Genomic DNA, 17949 nt, shown 5'->3' with positions numbered 1-17949 from the left:
CCCTTTTTCTTGGGCAAGGGTTCGTTGAAGATGCAGCAAAAAATTTGGGCAGAGTTTATTGGCACGGCGATGTTGCTGATCTCTGTCGTGGGGTCGGGCATCATGGCCGAGGCGCTTTCGGGCGGCAATACGGGCGTGGCGCTGTTGGCCAATGCCATTGCCACGGGGTGTATGCTCTATGTGCTGATTACCACGCTGGGCCCGGTCTCGGGCGCACATTTCAACCCGGCGGTGACGCTGGCCTTTACATTGCGGGGCGAATGCAAGCCGCAACAGGCCGTCTTATTCGTTTGTGCACAGGTGGCCGGGGGCATTCTTGGGGTTTGGGCCGCGCATGGCATGTTTGATCTGCCAATCCTGCAACTATCGACCACCGAGCGCTCCGGCAGCGCGCAATGGTTTGCCGAGGTTCTGGCCACGCTGGGCCTGCTTTTCGCGATATTTGGCGGCATCGCCAAGGCGCCCGGTCAGGTAGCCGCTCTGGTGGCGATCTATATCACCGGGGCCTACTGGTTCACCGCATCCACCAGTTTCGCCAACCCCGCCGTGACCATCGCCCGCAGTCTGACCGATACCTTCGCCGGTATCCTGCCAACCCACGCGCCGGGCTTTATCGCCATGCAATTGATCGGCGCCGTCATCGGCGCGTATACCCTGCCCCGCCTTTTCGCGAATGACTGACCCCTGCCCCACTCCGTTCAACATGGCCCAATACGTTCTGGGCCAGGCGGGGGCGCAGCCCGACAAACTGGCACTGGCGATTGTGACGCCAACCGGTGCAGAGCGCTGGCGCTATGGCGCGCTGCGGGACGCGGTGCTGGGGGCGGCCACCACGTTGACCGAACACGGGGTCAAGCCGGGCGATCGGGTGATGCTGCGTCTGGGCAATTCGGTGGAATTTCCCATCGCCTTTCTGGCCGCCATCACCATTGGCGCACTGCCAGTGCCGACCTCGGCCATGTTGACAACGGCCGAGGTCACCAAGATGGCGGTACAGGTCGAACCGGCGCTGGTCATTGCCGCGGCCGGAATTGATCTGCCAGATGGCGACACGCCGGTAATGCGCGTCGAGGCGCTGCGCGATGGGTTCACCAACACCCCTGCCACTTTCGAGTTGGGTGACCCGAACCGCCCGGCCTATCTGATCTTTACCTCGGGCACCGGCGGCACGCCGCGCGGCGTGTTGCACGCCCATCGCGCCGTTTGGGCGCGGCGGATGATGTGGACGGGCTGGTACGGGTTGACTATGGCCGATCGCCTGTTGCACGCTGGCGCGTTCAACTGGACCTATACACTGGGCACCGGGTTGATGGACCCCTGGGCCATCGGTGCAACCGCGTTGATACCGGGGCCAGACGTCACAGCAACGCAATTGCCGCTGTTGTTGAAGCGCTATGACGCCACGATCTTCGCCGCCGCGCCGGGGGTTTATCGGCAGGTGCTGAAAACGCCGGTGCCACCATTGCCGCGCTTGCGGCACGGATTATCGGCCGGTGAAAAGCTGCCGCCGGGCGTTGCGGATCAATGGGCAGAGGCGACGGGCACCAAGATCTATGAAGCCTTGGGCATGTCCGAATGCTCAACCTTCGTGTCATCCAGCCCGTCCCGCCCCGCCCCTGAAGGTAGCTCGGGCTATGCACAGCCGGGCCGGGTGATCGCTGCGTTAGACAGTGCCCTGAAACCGGTTGCCGCGGACGAGGCCGGTCAGTTGGCGATCCGCCGGGACGATCCGGGCCTGATGCTGCGCTATTGGAACGCGCCCGAAGCAACGGAAGAAAAGTTTCAAGGCAACTGGTTTTTGACCGGTGACATGGTGTCGATCGCACAAGACGGCGCAGTGACTTATCAGGGCCGCAACGATGATTTGCTGAACGCCGGTGGCTTCCGCGTGTCGCCCATGGATGTAGAGGCCGCGCTTGGCACCCATCCCAACATCGCGGTATGTGCCGCCGTGGATATCGAGGTAAAACCCGGCGCAACGGTCATCGCCTTGTTCTATGAAGGCGTTGAAACGGCCGAAGACACGCTTAAGTCATTTGCCGAACCCCTGTTGGCCAAATACAAACAGCCGCGCCTTTACCGGCATGTGGCCACCTTGCCAAAGGGCGGCAACGGAAAACTCAGCCGCAAGAAACTGCGCGAAGAATGGACGGCAAGCTGATGATCAAACTGGATATTCTTTCTGACCCGATCTGCCCGTGGTGCTATATCGGCAAGACGCAGCTGGACAAGGCGTTGGCCAAGCATCCCAACCACCCGTTCGTGATCGAATGGCATCCGTTTCAGCTGAACCCCGAGATGCGCAGCCGCGGCATGGACCGGCGCACCTATCTGGAAACCAAGTTCGGCGGCAAGGAAAACGCCGTGCGCGTTTACGGCCGCATCGCCGAGGCGGCCGAGGCGGCGGGGCTGATGCTGAACCTCGGCGCCATCGACCGCACGCCAAACACGCTGAACGCGCATCGCCTGATCCACTGGGCCGGGATCGAAAACCGCCAGACCCGCATAGTGACGCTGCTGTTCGAGGCCTATTTCGAAAAAGGCCTGGATATCGGCGACACCGACGTTCTGGTGCAAATCGCCGAAACTGCCGAGATGGATGGCGACACCGTCCGCCGCCTGCTGGAAGGGGATGCCGATGCACAGGATATCCGCGACCGCGACGCCCACGCACGTGAGCGCGGCGTAACGGGCGTGCCCACCTTCCTTGTGGCACAGCAACATGTCTTGCCCGGCGCCCAACCGCCCGAGTTGTGGGAAAAGGTCATCGAAGAGCTGATGGCCGCGGCGGGTGACAACCCGGTCCACTAATTTAACCGGCTGGTCGAAAAAATTGCTGGCCTTTGGCCCGCATTAAGTGCATCACCGTCAGGTTGAATTCTATTTCCCGAGATTTCCATGCCCCCTGCGCATCGCAAGCTGCATCAGGCGGAATTCGTGGCCATGACGGCCAGTATCTTCGCCACGATTGCCTTTTCCATCGACGCCATGTTGCCCGCCCTGCCGGAAATCGGCGGGGTTCTCAGTGCTGACAACCCCAACCGCGCGGCGTTGGTTATTCATTCCTTCGTGTTTGGCATGGGGCTGGGCACGTTCTTTACCGGCCCGCTTTCAGATATGCTGGGCCGCCGGGTTGTGGTTCAAGGCGGTGCGATCCTTTACATCGTCGGGGCCATTGCGGCGTGGTTGGCGCAGTCGCTGGAGCTGTTGTTGGTGGCCCGTTTCGTGCAGGGGTTGGGCTCGTCCGGCCCGCGCGTGGCCATCCTCGCCGTGGTGCGCGACATTTATGCGGGCCGCGAGATGGCCCGGATCATGTCCTTTGTCATGATGGTGTTCACCATCGTACCGGCCATGGCGCCGCTGGCTGGGGCCATCATCATGGATTTCACCGGATGGCGCGGCATCTTTGCCGCTTTCATGCTGTTTTCTGCGTTCGGTGCCATTTGGTACTCGTTGCGTCAGCCCGAAACGCTGCCACCAGAAAATCGCCGGCCAATCACCGGTGCCATGATCCGGAGCGGTGTGATCGAGGTCTTCTCGATCAAGTCTGTCGTGCTGGCCATTGCCGTGCAGACCTTTGTATTCTCGACCCTTTTCATGATGATCTCGACCATCCAGCAGACGATGGACCAAATCTTTGATCGTGCCGACAGCTTTCCGTTGTGGTTCATGGGTATGGCGCTGATATCCGGCTGTTTCAGCCTTCTGAATGCGCGGGTTGTTGTGCGGGTCGGTATGCGTGCCTTGGTGAAATTGTCGATCTTTGTGCAACTGGTCATCTCGACCCTGGTACTCTGCGCTCTGATCCTTGGGCTTTTGGACGATCCGGTGGTCGGCTTCCCGGTCTTCATGTTCTGGGCTGTGTCGGTCTTTTCGATGATTGGCCTGACAATTGGCAATCTGAACGCTTTGGCAATGGAGCCTTTGGGTCATATTGCCGGTTTGGCCGCCTCTATCGTTGGGGCTGTGTCCACAATCGGCGCCGTGACGTTGGCCGGGCCGGTCAGCCAACAATTCGACGGCACATTGATGCCACTGGCGCTGGGCGTGTTCCTGGCCATTGGTTGTGCAAACCTGCTGATGTTGGCGATGCCGCGCTAGGATTTTGCGGTTTTGGCGGCGGCCTTTTTCTGGTCGCGCAGTTTCTCGGCAAGGTCGCGGGCAATGGCAAAGGCGCCTTTGATCTTGTCGCTGGTTTTTGACCAGTCGCGGCGCAGCACAATCTTGTTGTCGCGAACCTTGGCCAGCCCGTTCTGCGCCTGAATGAACTCCACCAACCCCTTGGGCGAGGCAAACTTGTCATTGTGGAACTGGATCGTCGCGCCCTTGGGCCCGCCATCCAGTTTGGCAATGCCGGCGCGTTTGCACATGGCCTTGATGCGCACCACCAGCATCAGCGTGTTCACTTCGGACGGCAGCTTGCCGAACCGGTCGATCAGCTCGGCGGCAAAACCTTCCAGCTCCACCTTGGTCGACAGGCCCGACAGGCGGCGATAGAGGCCAAGGCGCACGTCCAGATCGGGCACGTAATCTTCGGGGATCAGGACCGGCACGCCCAGATTGATCTGCGGCGCCCATTGGTCGTCGGCATCGCTGAGCCCCTCCAACTCGCCGGATTTGATCTTGGCGATCGCCTCTTCCAGCATGGATTGGTACAGCTCGAACCCAACTTCGCGCACATGGCCCGATTGTTCCTCGCCCACCAGGTTGCCGGCACCGCGAATGTCCAGATCCTGGCTGGCCAGCGAGAACCCGGCACCCAGGCTGTCGAGGCTGCCCAGCACTCGCAAACGTTTCTGCGCCGTGTCGGTCAGCGGCGCGCGGGGCTTGGTTGTCAGATAGGCATAGGCGCGGGTCTTGGACCGGCCCACGCGCCCGCGGATCTGGTATAGCTGGCTAAGGCCAAACATGTCGGCCCGATGCACCACCATCGTGTTGGCCGTGGGGATGTCCAGACCGGATTCCACAATCGTGGTGGCCAGCAGAACGTCATATTTTCCGTCATAAAACGCGTTCATGCGGTCATCCAGCTCGCCCGCCGCCATCTGGCCATGGGCCACGACAAATGTAACCTCGGGCACGTGGTCGCGCAGAAACTCCTCGATCTCGGGCAGATCGGCGATGCGGGGCACCACGTAAAAGCTTTGCCCGCCGCGGTAATGTTCGCGCAGCAACGCCTCGCGCAGGGTGACGCCATCGAACTCGGACACGTAGGTGCGAATCGACAGACGGTCAACCGGCGGGGTGCCGATGATCGACAGGTCGCGCACCCCGGTCAGCGACATTTGCAGCGTGCGCGGGATCGGCGTGGCGGTCAGCGTCAGCACATGCACGTCCGAGCGCAGCTGTTTCAGCCGCTCTTTATGCGTCACGCCAAACTTCTGTTCCTCGTCGATGATCAACAGGCCGAGATTCTGAAACCTGACGTTTTTGGCCAACAGCGCGTGGGTACCAATGCAGATATCCACCGTGCCGTCGGCCAGCCCGGCGCGGGTATTTGTGGCCTCGGTGCCGCTGACAAAGCGGCTGAGATGGCGGACATTGACCGGAAAACCGCGAAACCGCTCGCGGAAACTGGCGGCGTGTTGGCGCGCCAGCAACGTGGTGGGCGCAATCACTGCCACCTGCACGCCGCTGAGCGCCGCGATAAAGGCGGCGCGCATCGCTACTTCGGTCTTGCCAAAGCCCACATCACCGCAGATCAGCCTGTCCATCGGCGAGCCAAGCGAAAGATCGCCAAGAACATCCTCGATCGCCTTCAGCTGATCGTCGGTTTCCTGATAGGGAAAGCGGGCGCAGAAGGCCTCCCACATCTGCGGGTTTGGTTCCATCACCGGGGCGCTGCGCAGGGCGCGTTCGGCAGCGATACGGATCAGCTGATCGGCGATCTGGCGGATGCGTTCCTTCAGCTTGGCCTTCTTGGCCTGCCATGCACCGCCGCCCAGCTTGTCCAGCAGCCCCTCGTCATGGCCATAGCGGCTGAGCAGTTCGATGTTTTCCACCGGCAGGAACAGCCGGTCCCCACCGGCATATTCCAGCGACAGGCATTCATGCGGCGCGCCGGCGGCCGTGATCGTCTCTAACCCCTTATAGCGGCCCACGCCATGTTCAACATGCACCACCAGATCGCCCGGGCTGAGCGACTGCGTCTCGGTCAGGAAGTTCTCGGCCCGGCGGCGTTTCTTGGGCGCGCGGATCAGGCGATCCCCCAGAACATCCTGTTCCGAGACCACCGTCAGCCCCGGCCCCTGAAACCCGTGTTCCAGCGCCCAGACAACCAGCGACAGGCCGTTTTGCACCCCGCGCATGTCGTCCACCAATGTGGCGCGGGTCAGGCCCTCGTCCTCCAAGAGCCCCTGCAGACGTTCGCGCGCGCCCTCGGAATACGAGGCGACAACCACGGGGCCATCCTCAAGCTTTGCGCGAATATGGTCCGACAAGGCGCTGAAAAGGCTGATTTGTTCCTGTTGGCGTTCCGGTGCGAAATTGCGGCCGATCCGCCCGCCCGCATCCACCACACCGGGGCCCGAGGCGCTGGGCAGCGGGCTCAGCTGCACCACGCGGTGATCGGCCACCGCGCGTTCCCAGGCGGCATCGTTCAGATACAGTGCGTCGGGCGGGCACGGTTTATACACGCTGTCCAGCCGCCCCTTGGCGGTCATCGCCTCGCGGCGGCTGTCATATTGATCGGCGATGGTCTCCCACCGCGACAGGCGCGCGGGCGTCAGCTGATCGTCGAGGTAAACCGACGCCTCGGGCAGATAGTCGAACAGCGTTTCCAGCCGGTCATGGAAAAACGGCAGCCAGTGTTCGGCGCCCTGATGCTTGCGCCCCGCACTGATCGCCTCGTACAGCGGGTCATCGGTGCCCGCGGCGCCAAATTCGATGCGATAGTTCTGGCGGAACCGGGTCACCGCGGCCTCGTCCAAGATCACCTCGGACACCGGCGCCAGCTCGACCAGGTTCAACTTTTCCAGCGTTCGCTGCGTGGCTGGGTCAAACCGCCGTGCGCCGTCCAGCACGTCACCAAACAGGTCCAGCCGCACCGGCCCCGACTGCCCGGGCGGAAAGATGTCGATGATGCCGCCGCGCACCGCATAATCGCCGGGCTCCATCACCGTTGGGGTCTGGGTAAAGCCCATGCGCACCAGAAACGCGCGCAGCTCGCGCTCGTCAATGCGCTGATCCACCTGCGCCGAAAAAGCCGCCTCACGCAGCAACGCGCGCGCCGGCACCCGCTGCGTGGCCGCCGACAAGGTGGTCAACAGGATGAACGGCCCCGGCACCCCATGCGCCAACCCGGCCAGCGTCGCCATCCGCGCCGCCGAAACCTCGGCATTGGGCGACACGCGGTCATAGGGCAGGCAATCCCAGCCCGGATAGGTCAGAACCACCGCATCGGGGGCAAAAAACGCCAATGCGGCCTGCATGGCCGCCAGCCGCTTGTCGTCGCGCGCCACATGCACCACGGCCTTGCCGCTGCGGGTCATTTCGGCGGCCAGAAGACGTGCGTCAAACCCTTCGGGCGCGCCGCCGGTCAAGATATGCGATGGGGATTGCATGAGATGTCAGATACGCGTCACAACGTCGCTGTCAACCGCCCAGGGCGCCGACGGTTACGTTTTGGTACATGCCCCAGAAACCGGTGATAAAGATCGAGATCATGGCGACGATCTGAATGGCAATCCGGTGCAAACGGAAACACCGCACCAAGGCATCACCAGCCAGTTCTTTTGCCCGAATCTTGCGCGCCGTCCGGATCGTCAGCAGGCCAACGATCGACATGGGCAGGCCAAGCAGGAACAAGGCCTGGCCAAACTCGATCTGGTAGTAAAAGCCCAAGACCCCCAGCGTCGTAATGGCAAAACAGGCAAAGGTCATCAGCCACAGCCCCGAAACATCGGTGATGTAAAGGATGCGGTTGATATTGATACGCGTCAGATCCTGCATGTCTTCCATCGCCTGACCACCCTTGCGCGCGGCGCGTTGGATAAGATCCCACGGCACACCCACAACCCAATGCGATGTGCTGGACCACAGAACGGCCAGCGCGATCCAGAACCACAGGTTCGAGAACGAGCGCATATCGATCAGTTCGAATACGCTCTGAGTCCAGTTCAAGATACGCCCCCGTCTTTGCGATTCTTTGTCTTGAGATACTCGCAAAACCATGCCACCCAAAGGAAAACAAGCCTGAGATTGAAAATGCGCCCAACTGTTGCCCCGTTTCCCGCCGCGCGCCTGCGCCGAAATCGCAGCTCTGCCGCCTTGCGCGACCTCGTGCGCGAAACCCGGTTCAGCGTGCAGGACCTGATCTGGCCGATTTTCATTCGCGATGGCGATGGCGTGGTGGAACCCGTGGCCTCGCTGCCCGGCGTGAACCGGCTGAGCCTTGACAAGGCCGTCGCGGCCGCGGTGGATGCCCAGGCGCTGGGCATCCCGGCCATTTGTCTCTTCCCCTACTCCACCGCCGCGCAGAAATCCGACGATTGCGCCGAGGCCTGGAACCCCGACAACCTGGTCAATCGCACGATCCGCGCCATCAAGGCCGCAGCCCCCGACATCGCGGTGATGACCGACATCGCGCTGGACCCCTATTCGACCACCGGCCATGACGGCTATGTCCGCGATGGCGAGATCATCAATGACGAAACGGTCGAGGCGCTGGTGAAAATGGGGCTGGCGCAGGCGGAGGCCGGGGCTGATATCCTGGGCCCCTCGGACATGATGGATGGCCGCATCGGCGCGATCCGTTCGGCGCTCGAAGGCGCAGGTCACAGCAACGTGACGATCATGAGCTACACCGCCAAATACGCCTCGGCCTTCTACGGGCCATTCCGCGACGCGGTTGGCGCGGGGGGCGGCAATTTCAAAGGCGACAAGGCCACCTATCAGATGGACCCCGCCAATTCCGACGAGGCCCTGCGACTGGTCGAACGCGACCTGCAGGAAGGCGCCGACATGGTGATGGTCAAACCCGGCATGCCCTATCTGGACATCGCCCGGCGCGTCAAAGACACGTTCGGCGTGCCCACCTTCGCCTACCAGGTCTCGGGCGAATACGCGATGCTGATGGCGGCGGCGCAAAACGGCTGGCTGGACGGCGACAAGGTGATGCTGGAAAGCCTGACCGCCTTCAAACGCGCCGGCTGCGACGGTGTCCTGACCTATTTCGCCCCGCGGGTGGCCGAGATGTTGGGCGGGTAGGTTTGCGGACAAACCTGCCCTTGACCGCCGATGATCCAAGGACCGTTTTCCCAGTAAAGCCATGCAGGACCTTAAGGGTGTTGCGAAATAAGTTCACTTTCCTAAGGTACACTTGGGAGGAATACTTATGTTGCCAGAACAGTTCACCGGTGGATGCGCTTGCGGAGCAATTCGATACAGGTCCGAAGGTGTCGCCCGCTACATGGGGAATTGCCATTGCCGTGATTGCCAGCAGGCAACTGGAAGTGCATATTTTCCGGCTGTCCTGGTGAAACAGGCAGATTTCAAGCTCGAAAAAGGGGAACCGAAGTGGTTCGAGCGCCGAGCTGATCGCGGCCATGCCATGCTTCGCGGCTTCTGTTCTGACTGTGGGTCTCCGCTGTTCCTGATCAACAAGGCAAGTGAAGGGGCTATGATCCTGTTTGCGGGGAGCCTGGATGATCCGAGCTGGTACACGCCAAGCCGTGACATTTACGTCAGCAGCGCACAGCCGTGGGATAAGATGGACCCCAATCTTCCGAAAGCAGATGGAATGCCTGCCTGATTTTTCTAATGTCGCTGTTCTTGCCGACATCAGTCGGAAGCTGATATTCGCTGCGCCGTGCCTGAACAGGTAAGGAGCGGACGAAGGGTGAATTCGCTGCGCAAGTACGAACGACGGCTTTTCGACAAGGTATCAGTGGTGCGGATCTGTGCCCATCGCCATCTGCAAGTGGTGTGCCTGATGGTGCGCGCCGATTGTCATGATCCCGAAGAACCCTAGGCCGAGGACGCGGGCAAACTCCGGATCGGTATCGACTTCGATGCGCATGGCCGCTCCATTCGTGGACGGTTCGGCGGTCACTGTCCATTCGGATGCCATTTCCAGCATGGGTGAATGCGCGAGTACCATGCGTCCAATGGCATCAGCTACATCGCCTTCGCCGGTAACGTTGAATTCGACGATCCGGCCTTCACTTTGCGTCCGAACGTTCGCCTCTGTCGTGACCAACTCCATATCTACAAGGTGATCGCGCAATGCTTGAATGTTGACCTTGCTCCAATCGGTGTCTGGATCGTCGGACAGAATTTGGACGATTTCAGCGATAGCGGCGAAGGCGGACTGCCCCGTCTCAACCGGTCCGCCTGAGCTATTGTGGGCATGTTGCGCGGCGGCAGGAAATGCCGAAAGCGCGACGATGGCGCAGAGCGTTGATCTGATCATGAGATGTCCATTCTTGCAATTGGGATTGGTGATTTGGTACACCCCGGAGGTGAAACAGATTATGATTGAAATCACATGTTACCACCTCCGTTCGACGCGTTGGACGTAAACTCTCTGTCACGCCTGCGTTGCGCCCAGGGCGACCATGTGTTCCGGCAGGGTGATCCGACGATGGGAATTTTCTTCGTCAAGTCGGGCAACGTCTGCCTTACCCGACTGACAGAATCCGGAAATGCCGTCACGATCCACAACGCGCGGGCTGGCGACCTGTTTGCCGAGGCATCCATCTATTCGGATCACTATCACTGCGACGCAATTTGTTCCGCGCCGTCCGAGGTTGTTCGGATTTCGAAACAGGACGTTCTGTTGCGCCTGCGCGAGGACACAGCGTTTTCCGAAGGGATCACAAAAAGATTGGCAATTCAGGTCCAGGACTACCGCCAGCTATTGACACTGCACGCCATAAAATCCGCAAATGAACGGGTTCTTCTGGCAGTGGCCTTGGGCAAGCTGAATGGATCGGTCACGCAGTTTGCCAGCCAGATTGGATTGACCAAAGAAGCCTGTTATCGGGCACTAAAAGACCTGTCCGATCAAGGATTACTGGTCAAAACCGGGCGTGGGAGCTATGCACCCACGCCTCAGAGAGAAGACCGCCATTCTTAGTCATGAGGTGGATTGCGACCGGCTTGCATTTCCTGAACCCGCTCCGGCCAAGTTGAACGGATATAAGCCAGAATATCCCAAATATCGTAGTCGGTAAGCGCGCCGCCAAACCCCGGCATGCCGCTTGCAAAGCCGGTTACTCCGCGCGCTGCCAGCGCTTCTTCGCCACCAAGCTGGGTGTATTCGAAGAGTAGCTGATTGTCGTGGTGCCACGTGTGTCCGGTCTCATCATGGGGCGGTGCAGGCAAAACGCCGTTTTCATTAGGCATGCGCCAGTCAGGTTGCCCTTCAAGATTGGCCCCATGACAAGACGCACAATGTTCGACGTAGAGGGACTGACCGTTGGTCAAATCTCGGTCGTCCAGTTCGTGTCCGGCGATTGCGCCCGTCGCGAGGCTACATGCTGCGAGGATCAGAAAGCGTTTCATGCGACCTCCACCCATGTCTTCATCCCCGCCGCCTGATGACCCAGCATGTGACAGTGCAGCAGCCATCTGCCGGGGTTGCCGAACACGCAAACGATGTCGCGGGTTTCATCCGCGTCCACAAGTGTGGTGTCGCGCAAAGCGCCCAGATTACCGTCAGCCCCGACCTCAAAGAAATGATGCCCGTGCAAATGAATGCCATGCGGGAAACGGGTGTCATTCACCAAACGAATGCGCGCGGTTTTCCCGCGTTCAAAGCTGTGAAGCGGGGTGTCCGTCAGACCGGATTGGCCGTTGAACGCCCAAATATCGCCGCCCATCATGCCTTGCATCATACGGCGGCTCATCGCTCCGCCTTCCATGGTAAGGGTCAGGGAAACCGCGTTGTCCATGTCAGGCGACGCTATCTCGTTTGGTGTCAGCACGGAAATCTCCGATGGTTGTCGCGTGGTATTCGCCCCTTCAACCGGGATTTCACCCAGCAGGTATGGGCCGTCTCGCGTCGGGAAGACAAAGCTCGCTGAGGTGGCTGAGGTAACATCGGCTATAATATCCGCGCGTTGGGCCGGGGCGAGGATGAGGCCGGACATTTCCTGTGGAGTCACAAGCGGCATGCCGTCCAAGGCAACCACTTTGCCTTCAACGCCTTCAAGCTCTACCGGGAATATCCGATCTGTCGCGACGTTGATCAGCCGCAGACGCAAACGATCACCGCGACGGACTTGCGTGACCGGTTCAACAAGCGCACGGGCAAAGTTGCCAAGACGCCCTTGATGCGCCTGATCGTGCATGTTTTCGAAGCCATCTGCGAGCGTGCCATCTTCGGTCATGCGCCAGTCATCAATCATGATGATCAGATCATGATCCACATCGGGTGGCGTCGGCTCCTCAACGATCAGCGGACCATAAAGGCCCTTGGCAACCTGTTCCCATGATCGGTTGTGCGAGTGATACCAGAATGTCCCCGCATCTGGGGCACGAAAGCGGTATTCGAATCCATCGCCCGCTTCGACAACCTCTTGGGTCATCCCCGGCACGCCATCCATCGCATTGTCGATGCGCAGGCCATGCCAATGCACCGCCGAGCCTTCACCACTCTGGTTCAGGAACCGAATATCAAATGCGTCGCCCTGACGGGCGCGAAGCACTGGGCCGGGTGTGCCGCCGTTGAAGCCGAGCATCGGAGTTGCTGGCTCGCCTTCGGGAAGGATTTGTGCAGTGACCGGCTGTGCAACCAACTCCATGGGTGCCGATGCAAGTGCGATGCGCGGGAACAAAGTCGCCGCGCTTGTTGTGATCAGGAAGTCTCGCCTGTTCATGGGATACCTCAACTCGGTAGGGTCAAAACGCTGGTGAGCGTTGCGGTGGCCGCAAGCACCACCAGAATGACCGCAGTTTCAATTTCGATAGAACGCGCCAGATGGCGCGCGGCGTTGTCGTCCCCAGCCTGCATAGCGGGGACGAAACGGAGTTTGTTTGCGGCGGCCAGCGTCAGGACCGCGCCGACAAGCACCAGCTTGATCAGAAGGGTTTGCCCATAGCCGGTTACCACCAGCGCTCGCAGATCGCCCAGCAACAGCCAAGCCATCAGTAATCCCGCCAAGATCAATCCGGGAACAATCAACGAAGCGGCTTGCCCAAAGCGATGCCCCAAGGTGGCTGCGCTGGTGAGGTGCTCTGGCCGTCGCGACAAGGTTCGAAGCGGGCCAAGGATGCCGATCCAGAATGCGATGCCCAGAAGGTGCAGGAGCAAGAGCAAGCGGACACCGGTTGTCTCCAACTCGGGGACATGCCCGATTTGAGTAAATGACCACAGGGCGATCACTCCCCCGGCAAGCGCGATCCATTGGCCAACAAGGGGTGTGAATACTCCAATGATGATCAGCACTGTACCAGCGACCCGATAAACCAGAACATCGCCAACCGGTGTCTGCCACAGCAGACCCAGCATTTCTGGATCGGTCATACCATCGGCCCCGCCCGTCAGGGCGGCACCACGCAACATGAAGCCAAGGATAGCGGCAACAAGCGCAAACGCTGCAAACAGCGCTTCCCTTGTGCGTATCCTATCGCTCACAGGCGACACCAGATCGGCAAAGGCGGTTCGAATGATCACAAGCCCGACTGATCCGGCAAGGCCGATATATAGCATCAGCTTCGCGAGGATCGCCGCTATTCCCCAGATGTCCAGCATGCTCAGTCCACCGTGAACGTGAACGCGCCCTGCATGGCGTGCCCGTCCACCCCCAAGCCCCGCCATTCAATACGATAGGTGCCTTCCCCCATGCCTTGAAGCGGGAGCGTGAACACGCGGTCAAAGCTGGTCTGGTCTCCAAGATCAAGCCTTACCGAGGGATGATCCTGATGGGTCATGTCCACCCGCGTCAGGCGGATATCGGCAGCGAAGTTAAAGCTGATTTCGGTGGGAACGTCGGCAATCACTGCGCCGTTCTCAGGCGTCGTGGTGTCCACACGGGAATGCGCAAAAGCACCGGTGGCAAGGGTCGAAACCAGTGCAAGTGTAGCAAGTTTTTTCATTGGATGTTCCTCAGTTAATTCCATTAGCGCGCTGAATTTCGCGGATGTAGGCGATGACCATGGCGACATCGCCACGGGTCAGGCCCTCAACCGGCGGCATGTCGCCAAATCGCCAGTGGTGGCTTCTGACGCCCACCGCGACCGCACGCTGAAAGGATTCGTCGGCATGATGGCTGGGTTCATAGATAACATGGATCAGCGGCGGTCCCGATCCTTCAACGCCAACGGCGTTGATGCCGTGACATGCGACGCAAGCGTTTTCGAATATGCGCTGCCCGATAGCGGCATTTCCGTCGATCGGAGGCATCTGGATTGCAACCATTGCGCTACCTTCGGGCGGTGCAGAATTCACGACATCATTGGCAGGTGCGGGGCGTAATAAGATGTAAGCAGCAGCGGCTGCGACGGCGCATGCGCCAACTAGGAGATAGTTTCGGTTCATGTGGTAATCCTAACCATGTGAAACAGGGGCAAGCCGCAAGCGCGTCGCGGCACATCAAAACGCGTTCACAACCGTGAACGGCGACGGAAACCTGTTTCAAAGGTTAGGTGGTCTGTCCGGGTTGTCCGGTTCTTCTAGCGCCGCGTGGCTTGAAACCTGCCAAGCCAAAGCGGCCTCAGACTGGTCAAAAACGGCTTCGGAAGACACCCAAGTGAGCGCGAGAAAATTGCACAAGAGCGGATTGCAATCTTCATGCGCCATGTCGTGCGATCCGCGCGTAGTGCTATCTGTTGTTTCCCCCGAAACGTGTCCGGCGTGGTGTTCCGTAACGGTCATGGTCACGTGGTCATCGCAATGCCCGTTGGCACAATCATTCGACAACGCATGTGCTGTACCGCCCAGTCCCGTCATTAGGACCAGAAGTGTTACGAGCAACATTGACGTTATGTTTCGAAAGTATTTCACACGGTGACGCTATCTCAAGTCCCGTCCCACCGCAACGTGAGCCGACATTCGTGCATTGCGCAGCATTTGGTAAAATGGGCTCGAAGCCGACTTTCGCCGCAAAGACTACGATTGCCTCCGAACCATAACTCCTAAACCCCACAGGTCATTTCCCGCCCAAACACCCTCTTCACCACAAGGTCACGTGACACGCGCGTCAAAACCCCCTAGAATTTGTGGCGACGGCCAGAAAGGCCGCACAGGCGAAAAGGCAGAGATCTTATGAGCAGCATCACACGCCGCGGCTTCCTCAGCGCCGCGGGCACAACCACCTTACTATCTGCTTGCGGCAATGGCATTGGCTCGAACGGCGCGGCCGAGGTTGACGCGCGCGTTGACAGTTCGCGTCAATACCTGCTGAACAACGTGGCCGGCACCGCCGAGTTGGAGCAAAAAGCGCAAGGTGTGCTTTGGATGCCCTTGGTGACCGAGGCTGGCTTCCTTGTTGGCGCGTCATACGGCGAAGGCGCGCTGCGCATTGGCGGCGCAACGGTTGACTATTACTCGGCGGCGCAGGCCTCGTTCGGGTTGCAAGTCGGGGCACAGCAATACGCCCACGCGCTGTTTTTCCTGACGCCCGGTGCATTGAACAGTTTCCGCACGTCCGAGGGGCTGTCTTTTGGTGCAGACCTGAAATACGCGACACCGGATCAGGGCGGCAGCATCGGGGCCGAAACGCTGACCGCGCTTGACCCTGTGGTTGCCGTGGTGTTTGGGCAGGCGGGCCTGTTGGTTGGCGCCTCGCTGGAAGGCACCGCCTACAACCGCATCATCCCTTGACGCGTTTCTCCACCGCCATCTGAAGGCGCGGCCGCAGCCGCGCCCAAATCCACGCCGATGCCGCACGAATGCCGATACCCGAACGAATTTCGAAGGCTTCGGCATGGAACTTGCTGCCTCCCAGACCATCCTGGAGCGCGTCGCGCAGGCTGTCCGGCCCGCAGAACCAACGCCCCGCATTGTCTGCAAATTCACCCATATCGGCCCGAACGCGGTCCGCCGTTAGCCGCCCCTGCCCCGAGACAATCACCTTCAGGTTCAGATGGTCGATCCTGGCCGCCAGGGCCTGAAGCTCTGCCACAAACGGCGCGTCAGGTTGCGAAACGCAATAGTAGAGCCATGTGGGTGCGGGTAGATCGCCCTCGACTCCGCGCAGCCATGACAGGAAGGGCGTGATGCCAATGCCCCCAGCCACCCAAAGCTGCGGTGTGGATACACGTGGTCGGCAGAACCCACCAAACGGACCGCGCAGCACGGCTTGCACGCCGGGCTGTACCCGTTCAGGCAGTTGGCTGGTGTAATCTCCCAAGGCCTTGATCGCCACGCGCAGTTTGCGATCCTCTTGCGGGGCGCCGGACAGCGTGAACGGGTGCACCTCGCCCATATTGTCCAGATCGAGGCCGATGAAAACAAACTGCCCGGCCTTGTGTTTCATCCCGCGCCCCACCGGGGCCAGCGTCAGTTCCGTCACGTCCCCCATACGGTCCACGGCCTCGATGCTGTAACGATGGCGCCGCGACAACATGCCGTAAAACAGCAGCATGTAGAGATAGGCCAACAGACCCGCAGCACAGAAACCGCCGACGTAAAGGCCAAGGGGATCGGCGTTGTCGAATGGTTTCTCGATAAAGAAATAATGGAAGGCCGAAAGCGCAAAAAATGCGCCGATGAACTTATGCGACAGCTTCCACAGGTGGTAGGGTATAAACGGAATGATCGTGGCAAAGCCCAACAGCAGCAGACCGTAGAACCCGATCTCGCCCATGGTCTCGGCCAGGCTCTCCAGCCCGCCGGGGCGGCCCAGATCGCGCATCTCGGCGTCGATGGTGTCGTGCAAAGCCGCCGCCGAAACTGCAACAACGGCCACCCATTTATGCAAGACATAGACCTTGTCCAGCGGTCCAAAGATCAGACTGGTGCCCGGCAAACGCATCGCCAGGATTTGCACACAGGCCATCCCGATCAAGGACGCCATACCCAGGTATTGGCTGAACGCTGCTACGGCGTCATGTTTGCCCATCAGCGGCACCACCCAATAAAGCGGGGCCAGCATGAGGGCGGAGATCAGCAGAATTCCCTGAATGCGCATCAACCAAGCGCCCTCAGACGTTTGATCAGGCTGGACGTATCCCAGCGCCCGCCGCCAAGCGCCTGTACATCCTTGTAAAACTGATCCACCAACGCCGTCACCGGCAAAGCGGCACCGATCTCGTCGCCGGTGGACAGGCAGATGTCCAGATCCTTGCGCATCCAGTCAACGGCGAAACCGTGGTCAAACTTGTCGTCGGCCATGGTCTCGTATCGGTTGGCCATCTGCCAGCTGCCGGCAGCGCCCTGACTGATCACCTCGACCACGGCACGGGGATCAAGCCCCGCCTTGTCAGCAAAGTTCAACCCCTCGCTCAGGCCCTGAACAAGGCCGGCAATGCAGATTTGGTTGACCATCTTGGTCATCTGCCCTGCCCCGCTTTCCCCAAGTCGCCGGCAAATGCGGGCATAGGCAGCAATCACCGGTTCAGCCCGGTCATAGGTTGCCTGATCCCCGCCGCACATGACTGACAAGACGCCGTTTTCCGCCCCGGCCTGACCGCCCGACACCGGCGCGTCAACGAACCCCACACCGGATTGGGTTGCGATCTCGGCCAGTTCACGCGTGACCTTGGCGGAAACCGTGGTGTGGTCCACGAAAACGCTGCCCTCGGCCATCGTGGAAAACGCACCATCGGGGCCCGTGCAAACCGCCCGCAGATCATCATCATTGCCAACACAGGCCATCACGAACTCGGCCCCGTCTGCAGCGGCGGCTGGCGTGTCTGCAGTTGCGCCGCCATACTGGTCAGCCCATGCCTGTGCCTTGGCGGCGGTGCGGTTAAAGACCGTTACACTGTGGCCCTTGGCAACAAGATGCCCAGCCATGGGGTAGCCCATGACGCCCAGACCCAGAAAACTCACCTTTGCCATTG

At 60.4% G+C, this 17949-nt stretch carries 18 protein-coding genes; 8 read left to right on the top strand and 10 right to left on the bottom strand.

Annotated features, from left to right (window positions below; translation table 11 throughout):
• The first annotated feature begins 30 nt into the window (after nt 1-30).
• From ACMU_RS05965 to ACMU_RS05950, 4 genes are all read left to right on the top strand, one after another.
• Nucleotides 31-681 carry an aquaporin gene (locus tag ACMU_RS05965; RefSeq protein ID WP_035257610.1) on the top strand — a complete coding sequence of 217 codons (651 nt, stop codon included), beginning with the start codon at nt 31-33 and terminating at the stop codon, nt 679-681.
• Nucleotides 674-2161: a class I adenylate-forming enzyme family protein gene (locus ACMU_RS05960; RefSeq protein WP_035257166.1), complete on the top strand. Its 1488-nt coding sequence runs from the start codon at nt 674-676 to the stop codon at nt 2159-2161. The genes ACMU_RS05965 and ACMU_RS05960 overlap by 8 nt, the downstream gene beginning before the upstream one ends.
• Nucleotides 2161-2811 carry a DsbA family oxidoreductase gene (locus ACMU_RS05955; protein ID WP_152544524.1) on the top strand — a complete coding sequence of 217 codons (651 nt, stop codon included), beginning with the start codon at nt 2161-2163 and terminating at the stop codon, nt 2809-2811. Before ACMU_RS05960 ends, ACMU_RS05955 begins: the two co-directional genes overlap by 1 nt.
• 87 nt (nt 2812-2898) lie before the next feature.
• On the top strand, nt 2899-4101 hold the full coding sequence (locus ACMU_RS05950) for an MFS transporter (protein ID WP_035257162.1): 1203 nt from the start codon (nt 2899-2901) through the stop codon (nt 4099-4101).
• On the opposite strand, the gene mfd is transcribed toward ACMU_RS05950, so the two are convergent.
• Entirely contained in the window at nt 4098-7562 is a 3465-nt protein-coding gene (mfd, locus tag ACMU_RS05945) for a transcription-repair coupling factor (RefSeq protein WP_035257159.1), read from the bottom strand. The two genes, ACMU_RS05950 and mfd, sit on opposite strands and share 4 nt — an antisense overlap.
• A gap of 31 nt (nt 7563-7593) precedes the next feature.
• Nucleotides 7594-8121, bottom strand: a complete 528-nt coding sequence (locus tag ACMU_RS05940; RefSeq protein WP_035257607.1) for a hypothetical protein — start codon at nt 8119-8121, stop codon at nt 7594-7596.
• Between the two features lie 84 nt (nt 8122-8205).
• Here ACMU_RS05940 and hemB point away from each other — a divergent pair, with 84 nt between their 5' ends.
• Nucleotides 8206-9207 carry a porphobilinogen synthase gene (gene hemB, locus ACMU_RS05935; RefSeq protein WP_035257157.1) on the top strand — a complete coding sequence of 334 codons (1002 nt, stop codon included), beginning with the start codon at nt 8206-8208 and terminating at the stop codon, nt 9205-9207.
• A gap of 127 nt (nt 9208-9334) precedes the next feature.
• Nucleotides 9335-9751, top strand: a complete 417-nt coding sequence (locus ACMU_RS05930; protein ID WP_035257155.1) for a GFA family protein — start codon at nt 9335-9337, stop codon at nt 9749-9751.
• Between the two features lie 132 nt (nt 9752-9883).
• Here ACMU_RS05930 and ACMU_RS05925 read toward each other — a convergent pair whose 3' ends face one another.
• Nucleotides 9884-10411, bottom strand: a complete 528-nt coding sequence (locus ACMU_RS05925) for a hypothetical protein (protein WP_035257152.1) — start codon at nt 10409-10411, stop codon at nt 9884-9886.
• Between the two features lie 75 nt (nt 10412-10486).
• Here ACMU_RS05925 and ACMU_RS05920 point away from each other — a divergent pair, with 75 nt between their 5' ends.
• The gene (locus tag ACMU_RS05920) at nt 10487-11077 is read left to right on the top strand and encodes a Crp/Fnr family transcriptional regulator (RefSeq protein WP_081805403.1); all 591 of its coding nucleotides are present in this window, start codon (nt 10487-10489) and stop codon (nt 11075-11077) included.
• Here the strand turns inward: ACMU_RS05920 and ACMU_RS05915 are convergent.
• The 5 genes from ACMU_RS05915 to ACMU_RS05895 are packed head-to-tail and all read right to left on the bottom strand — an operon-like array spanning nt 11074 to nt 14482.
• Nucleotides 11074-11505, bottom strand: a complete 432-nt coding sequence (locus ACMU_RS05915) for a c-type cytochrome (RefSeq protein WP_035257150.1) — start codon at nt 11503-11505, stop codon at nt 11074-11076. The genes ACMU_RS05920 and ACMU_RS05915 overlap by 4 nt on opposite strands.
• Nucleotides 11502-12821, bottom strand: a complete 1320-nt coding sequence (locus ACMU_RS05910) for a multicopper oxidase family protein (protein WP_035257147.1) — start codon at nt 12819-12821, stop codon at nt 11502-11504. The genes ACMU_RS05915 and ACMU_RS05910 overlap by 4 nt, the downstream gene beginning before the upstream one ends.
• Before the next feature lie 8 nt (nt 12822-12829).
• Nucleotides 12830-13696, bottom strand: a complete 867-nt coding sequence (locus ACMU_RS05905) for a copper resistance D family protein (protein WP_035257144.1) — start codon at nt 13694-13696, stop codon at nt 12830-12832.
• Between the two features lie 2 nt (nt 13697-13698).
• Nucleotides 13699-14040: a copper resistance CopC family protein gene (locus tag ACMU_RS05900; protein ID WP_035257142.1), complete on the bottom strand. Its 342-nt coding sequence runs from the start codon at nt 14038-14040 to the stop codon at nt 13699-13701.
• A 10-nt stretch (nt 14041-14050) separates the two neighbouring features.
• Entirely contained in the window at nt 14051-14482 is a 432-nt protein-coding gene (locus tag ACMU_RS05895) for a c-type cytochrome (protein WP_035257139.1), read from the bottom strand.
• Between the two features lie 726 nt (nt 14483-15208).
• Here ACMU_RS05895 and ACMU_RS05890 point away from each other — a divergent pair.
• Nucleotides 15209-15766 (top strand): lipid-binding SYLF domain-containing protein, encoded by a 558-nt coding sequence (locus ACMU_RS05890; RefSeq protein WP_035257137.1) that lies wholly within the window; start codon nt 15209-15211, stop codon nt 15764-15766.
• On the opposite strand, the gene ACMU_RS05885 is transcribed toward ACMU_RS05890, so the two are convergent.
• The gene (locus ACMU_RS05885; RefSeq protein ID WP_051588017.1) at nt 15756-17075 is read right to left on the bottom strand and encodes a ferredoxin reductase family protein; all 1320 of its coding nucleotides are present in this window, start codon (nt 17073-17075) and stop codon (nt 15756-15758) included. The genes ACMU_RS05890 and ACMU_RS05885 overlap by 11 nt on opposite strands.
• Nucleotides 17075-17947 carry an NAD(P)-dependent oxidoreductase gene (locus ACMU_RS05880; protein ID WP_035257135.1) on the bottom strand — a complete coding sequence of 291 codons (873 nt, stop codon included), beginning with the start codon at nt 17945-17947 and terminating at the stop codon, nt 17075-17077. Before ACMU_RS05880 ends, ACMU_RS05885 begins: the two co-directional genes overlap by 1 nt.
• Between the last annotated feature and the right edge of the window lie 2 nt (nt 17948-17949).

Origin of the sequence: Actibacterium mucosum KCTC 23349 (assembly GCF_000647975.1) — a bacterium.
Taxonomy (GTDB): domain Bacteria; phylum Pseudomonadota; class Alphaproteobacteria; order Rhodobacterales; family Rhodobacteraceae; genus Actibacterium; species Actibacterium mucosum.
The sequence above is the reverse complement of the archived record's forward strand: the minus strand, read 5'-3'. Positions and strand labels throughout refer to the sequence as shown.

Bases quoted from the DNA above. Each gene is read 5' to 3' on its own strand.
- ACMU_RS05955 (WP_152544524.1), top strand. From the start codon at position 2,161: ATGATCAAACTGGATATTCTTTCTGACCCGATCTGCCCGTGGTGCTAT.
- ACMU_RS05920 (WP_081805403.1), top strand. From the start codon at position 10,487: ATGTTACCACCTCCGTTCGACGCGTTGGACGTAAACTCTCTGTCACGC.
- mfd (WP_035257159.1), bottom strand. From the start codon at position 7,562: ATGCAATCCCCATCGCATATCTTGACCGGCGGCGCGCCCGAAGGGTTT.
- ACMU_RS05930 (WP_035257155.1), top strand. From the start codon at position 9,335: ATGTTGCCAGAACAGTTCACCGGTGGATGCGCTTGCGGAGCAATTCGA.
- ACMU_RS05895 (WP_035257139.1), bottom strand. From the start codon at position 14,482: ATGAACCGAAACTATCTCCTAGTTGGCGCATGCGCCGTCGCAGCCGCT.
- hemB (WP_035257157.1), top strand. From the start codon at position 8,206: ATGCGCCCAACTGTTGCCCCGTTTCCCGCCGCGCGCCTGCGCCGAAAT.
- ACMU_RS05925 (WP_035257152.1), bottom strand. From the start codon at position 10,411: ATGATCAGATCAACGCTCTGCGCCATCGTCGCGCTTTCGGCATTTCCT.
- ACMU_RS05915 (WP_035257150.1), bottom strand. From the start codon at position 11,505: ATGAAACGCTTTCTGATCCTCGCAGCATGTAGCCTCGCGACGGGCGCA.
- ACMU_RS05965 (WP_035257610.1), top strand. From the start codon at position 31: ATGCAGCAAAAAATTTGGGCAGAGTTTATTGGCACGGCGATGTTGCTG.
- ACMU_RS05880 (WP_035257135.1), bottom strand. From the start codon at position 17,947: ATGGCAAAGGTGAGTTTTCTGGGTCTGGGCGTCATGGGCTACCCCATG.
- ACMU_RS05885 (WP_051588017.1), bottom strand. From the start codon at position 17,075: ATGCGCATTCAGGGAATTCTGCTGATCTCCGCCCTCATGCTGGCCCCG.
- ACMU_RS05910 (WP_035257147.1), bottom strand. From the start codon at position 12,821: ATGAACAGGCGAGACTTCCTGATCACAACAAGCGCGGCGACTTTGTTC.
- ACMU_RS05900 (WP_035257142.1), bottom strand. From the start codon at position 14,040: ATGAAAAAACTTGCTACACTTGCACTGGTTTCGACCCTTGCCACCGGT.
- ACMU_RS05905 (WP_035257144.1), bottom strand. From the start codon at position 13,696: ATGCTGGACATCTGGGGAATAGCGGCGATCCTCGCGAAGCTGATGCTA.
- ACMU_RS05890 (WP_035257137.1), top strand. From the start codon at position 15,209: ATGAGCAGCATCACACGCCGCGGCTTCCTCAGCGCCGCGGGCACAACC.
- ACMU_RS05960 (WP_035257166.1), top strand. From the start codon at position 674: ATGACTGACCCCTGCCCCACTCCGTTCAACATGGCCCAATACGTTCTG.
- ACMU_RS05950 (WP_035257162.1), top strand. From the start codon at position 2,899: ATGCCCCCTGCGCATCGCAAGCTGCATCAGGCGGAATTCGTGGCCATG.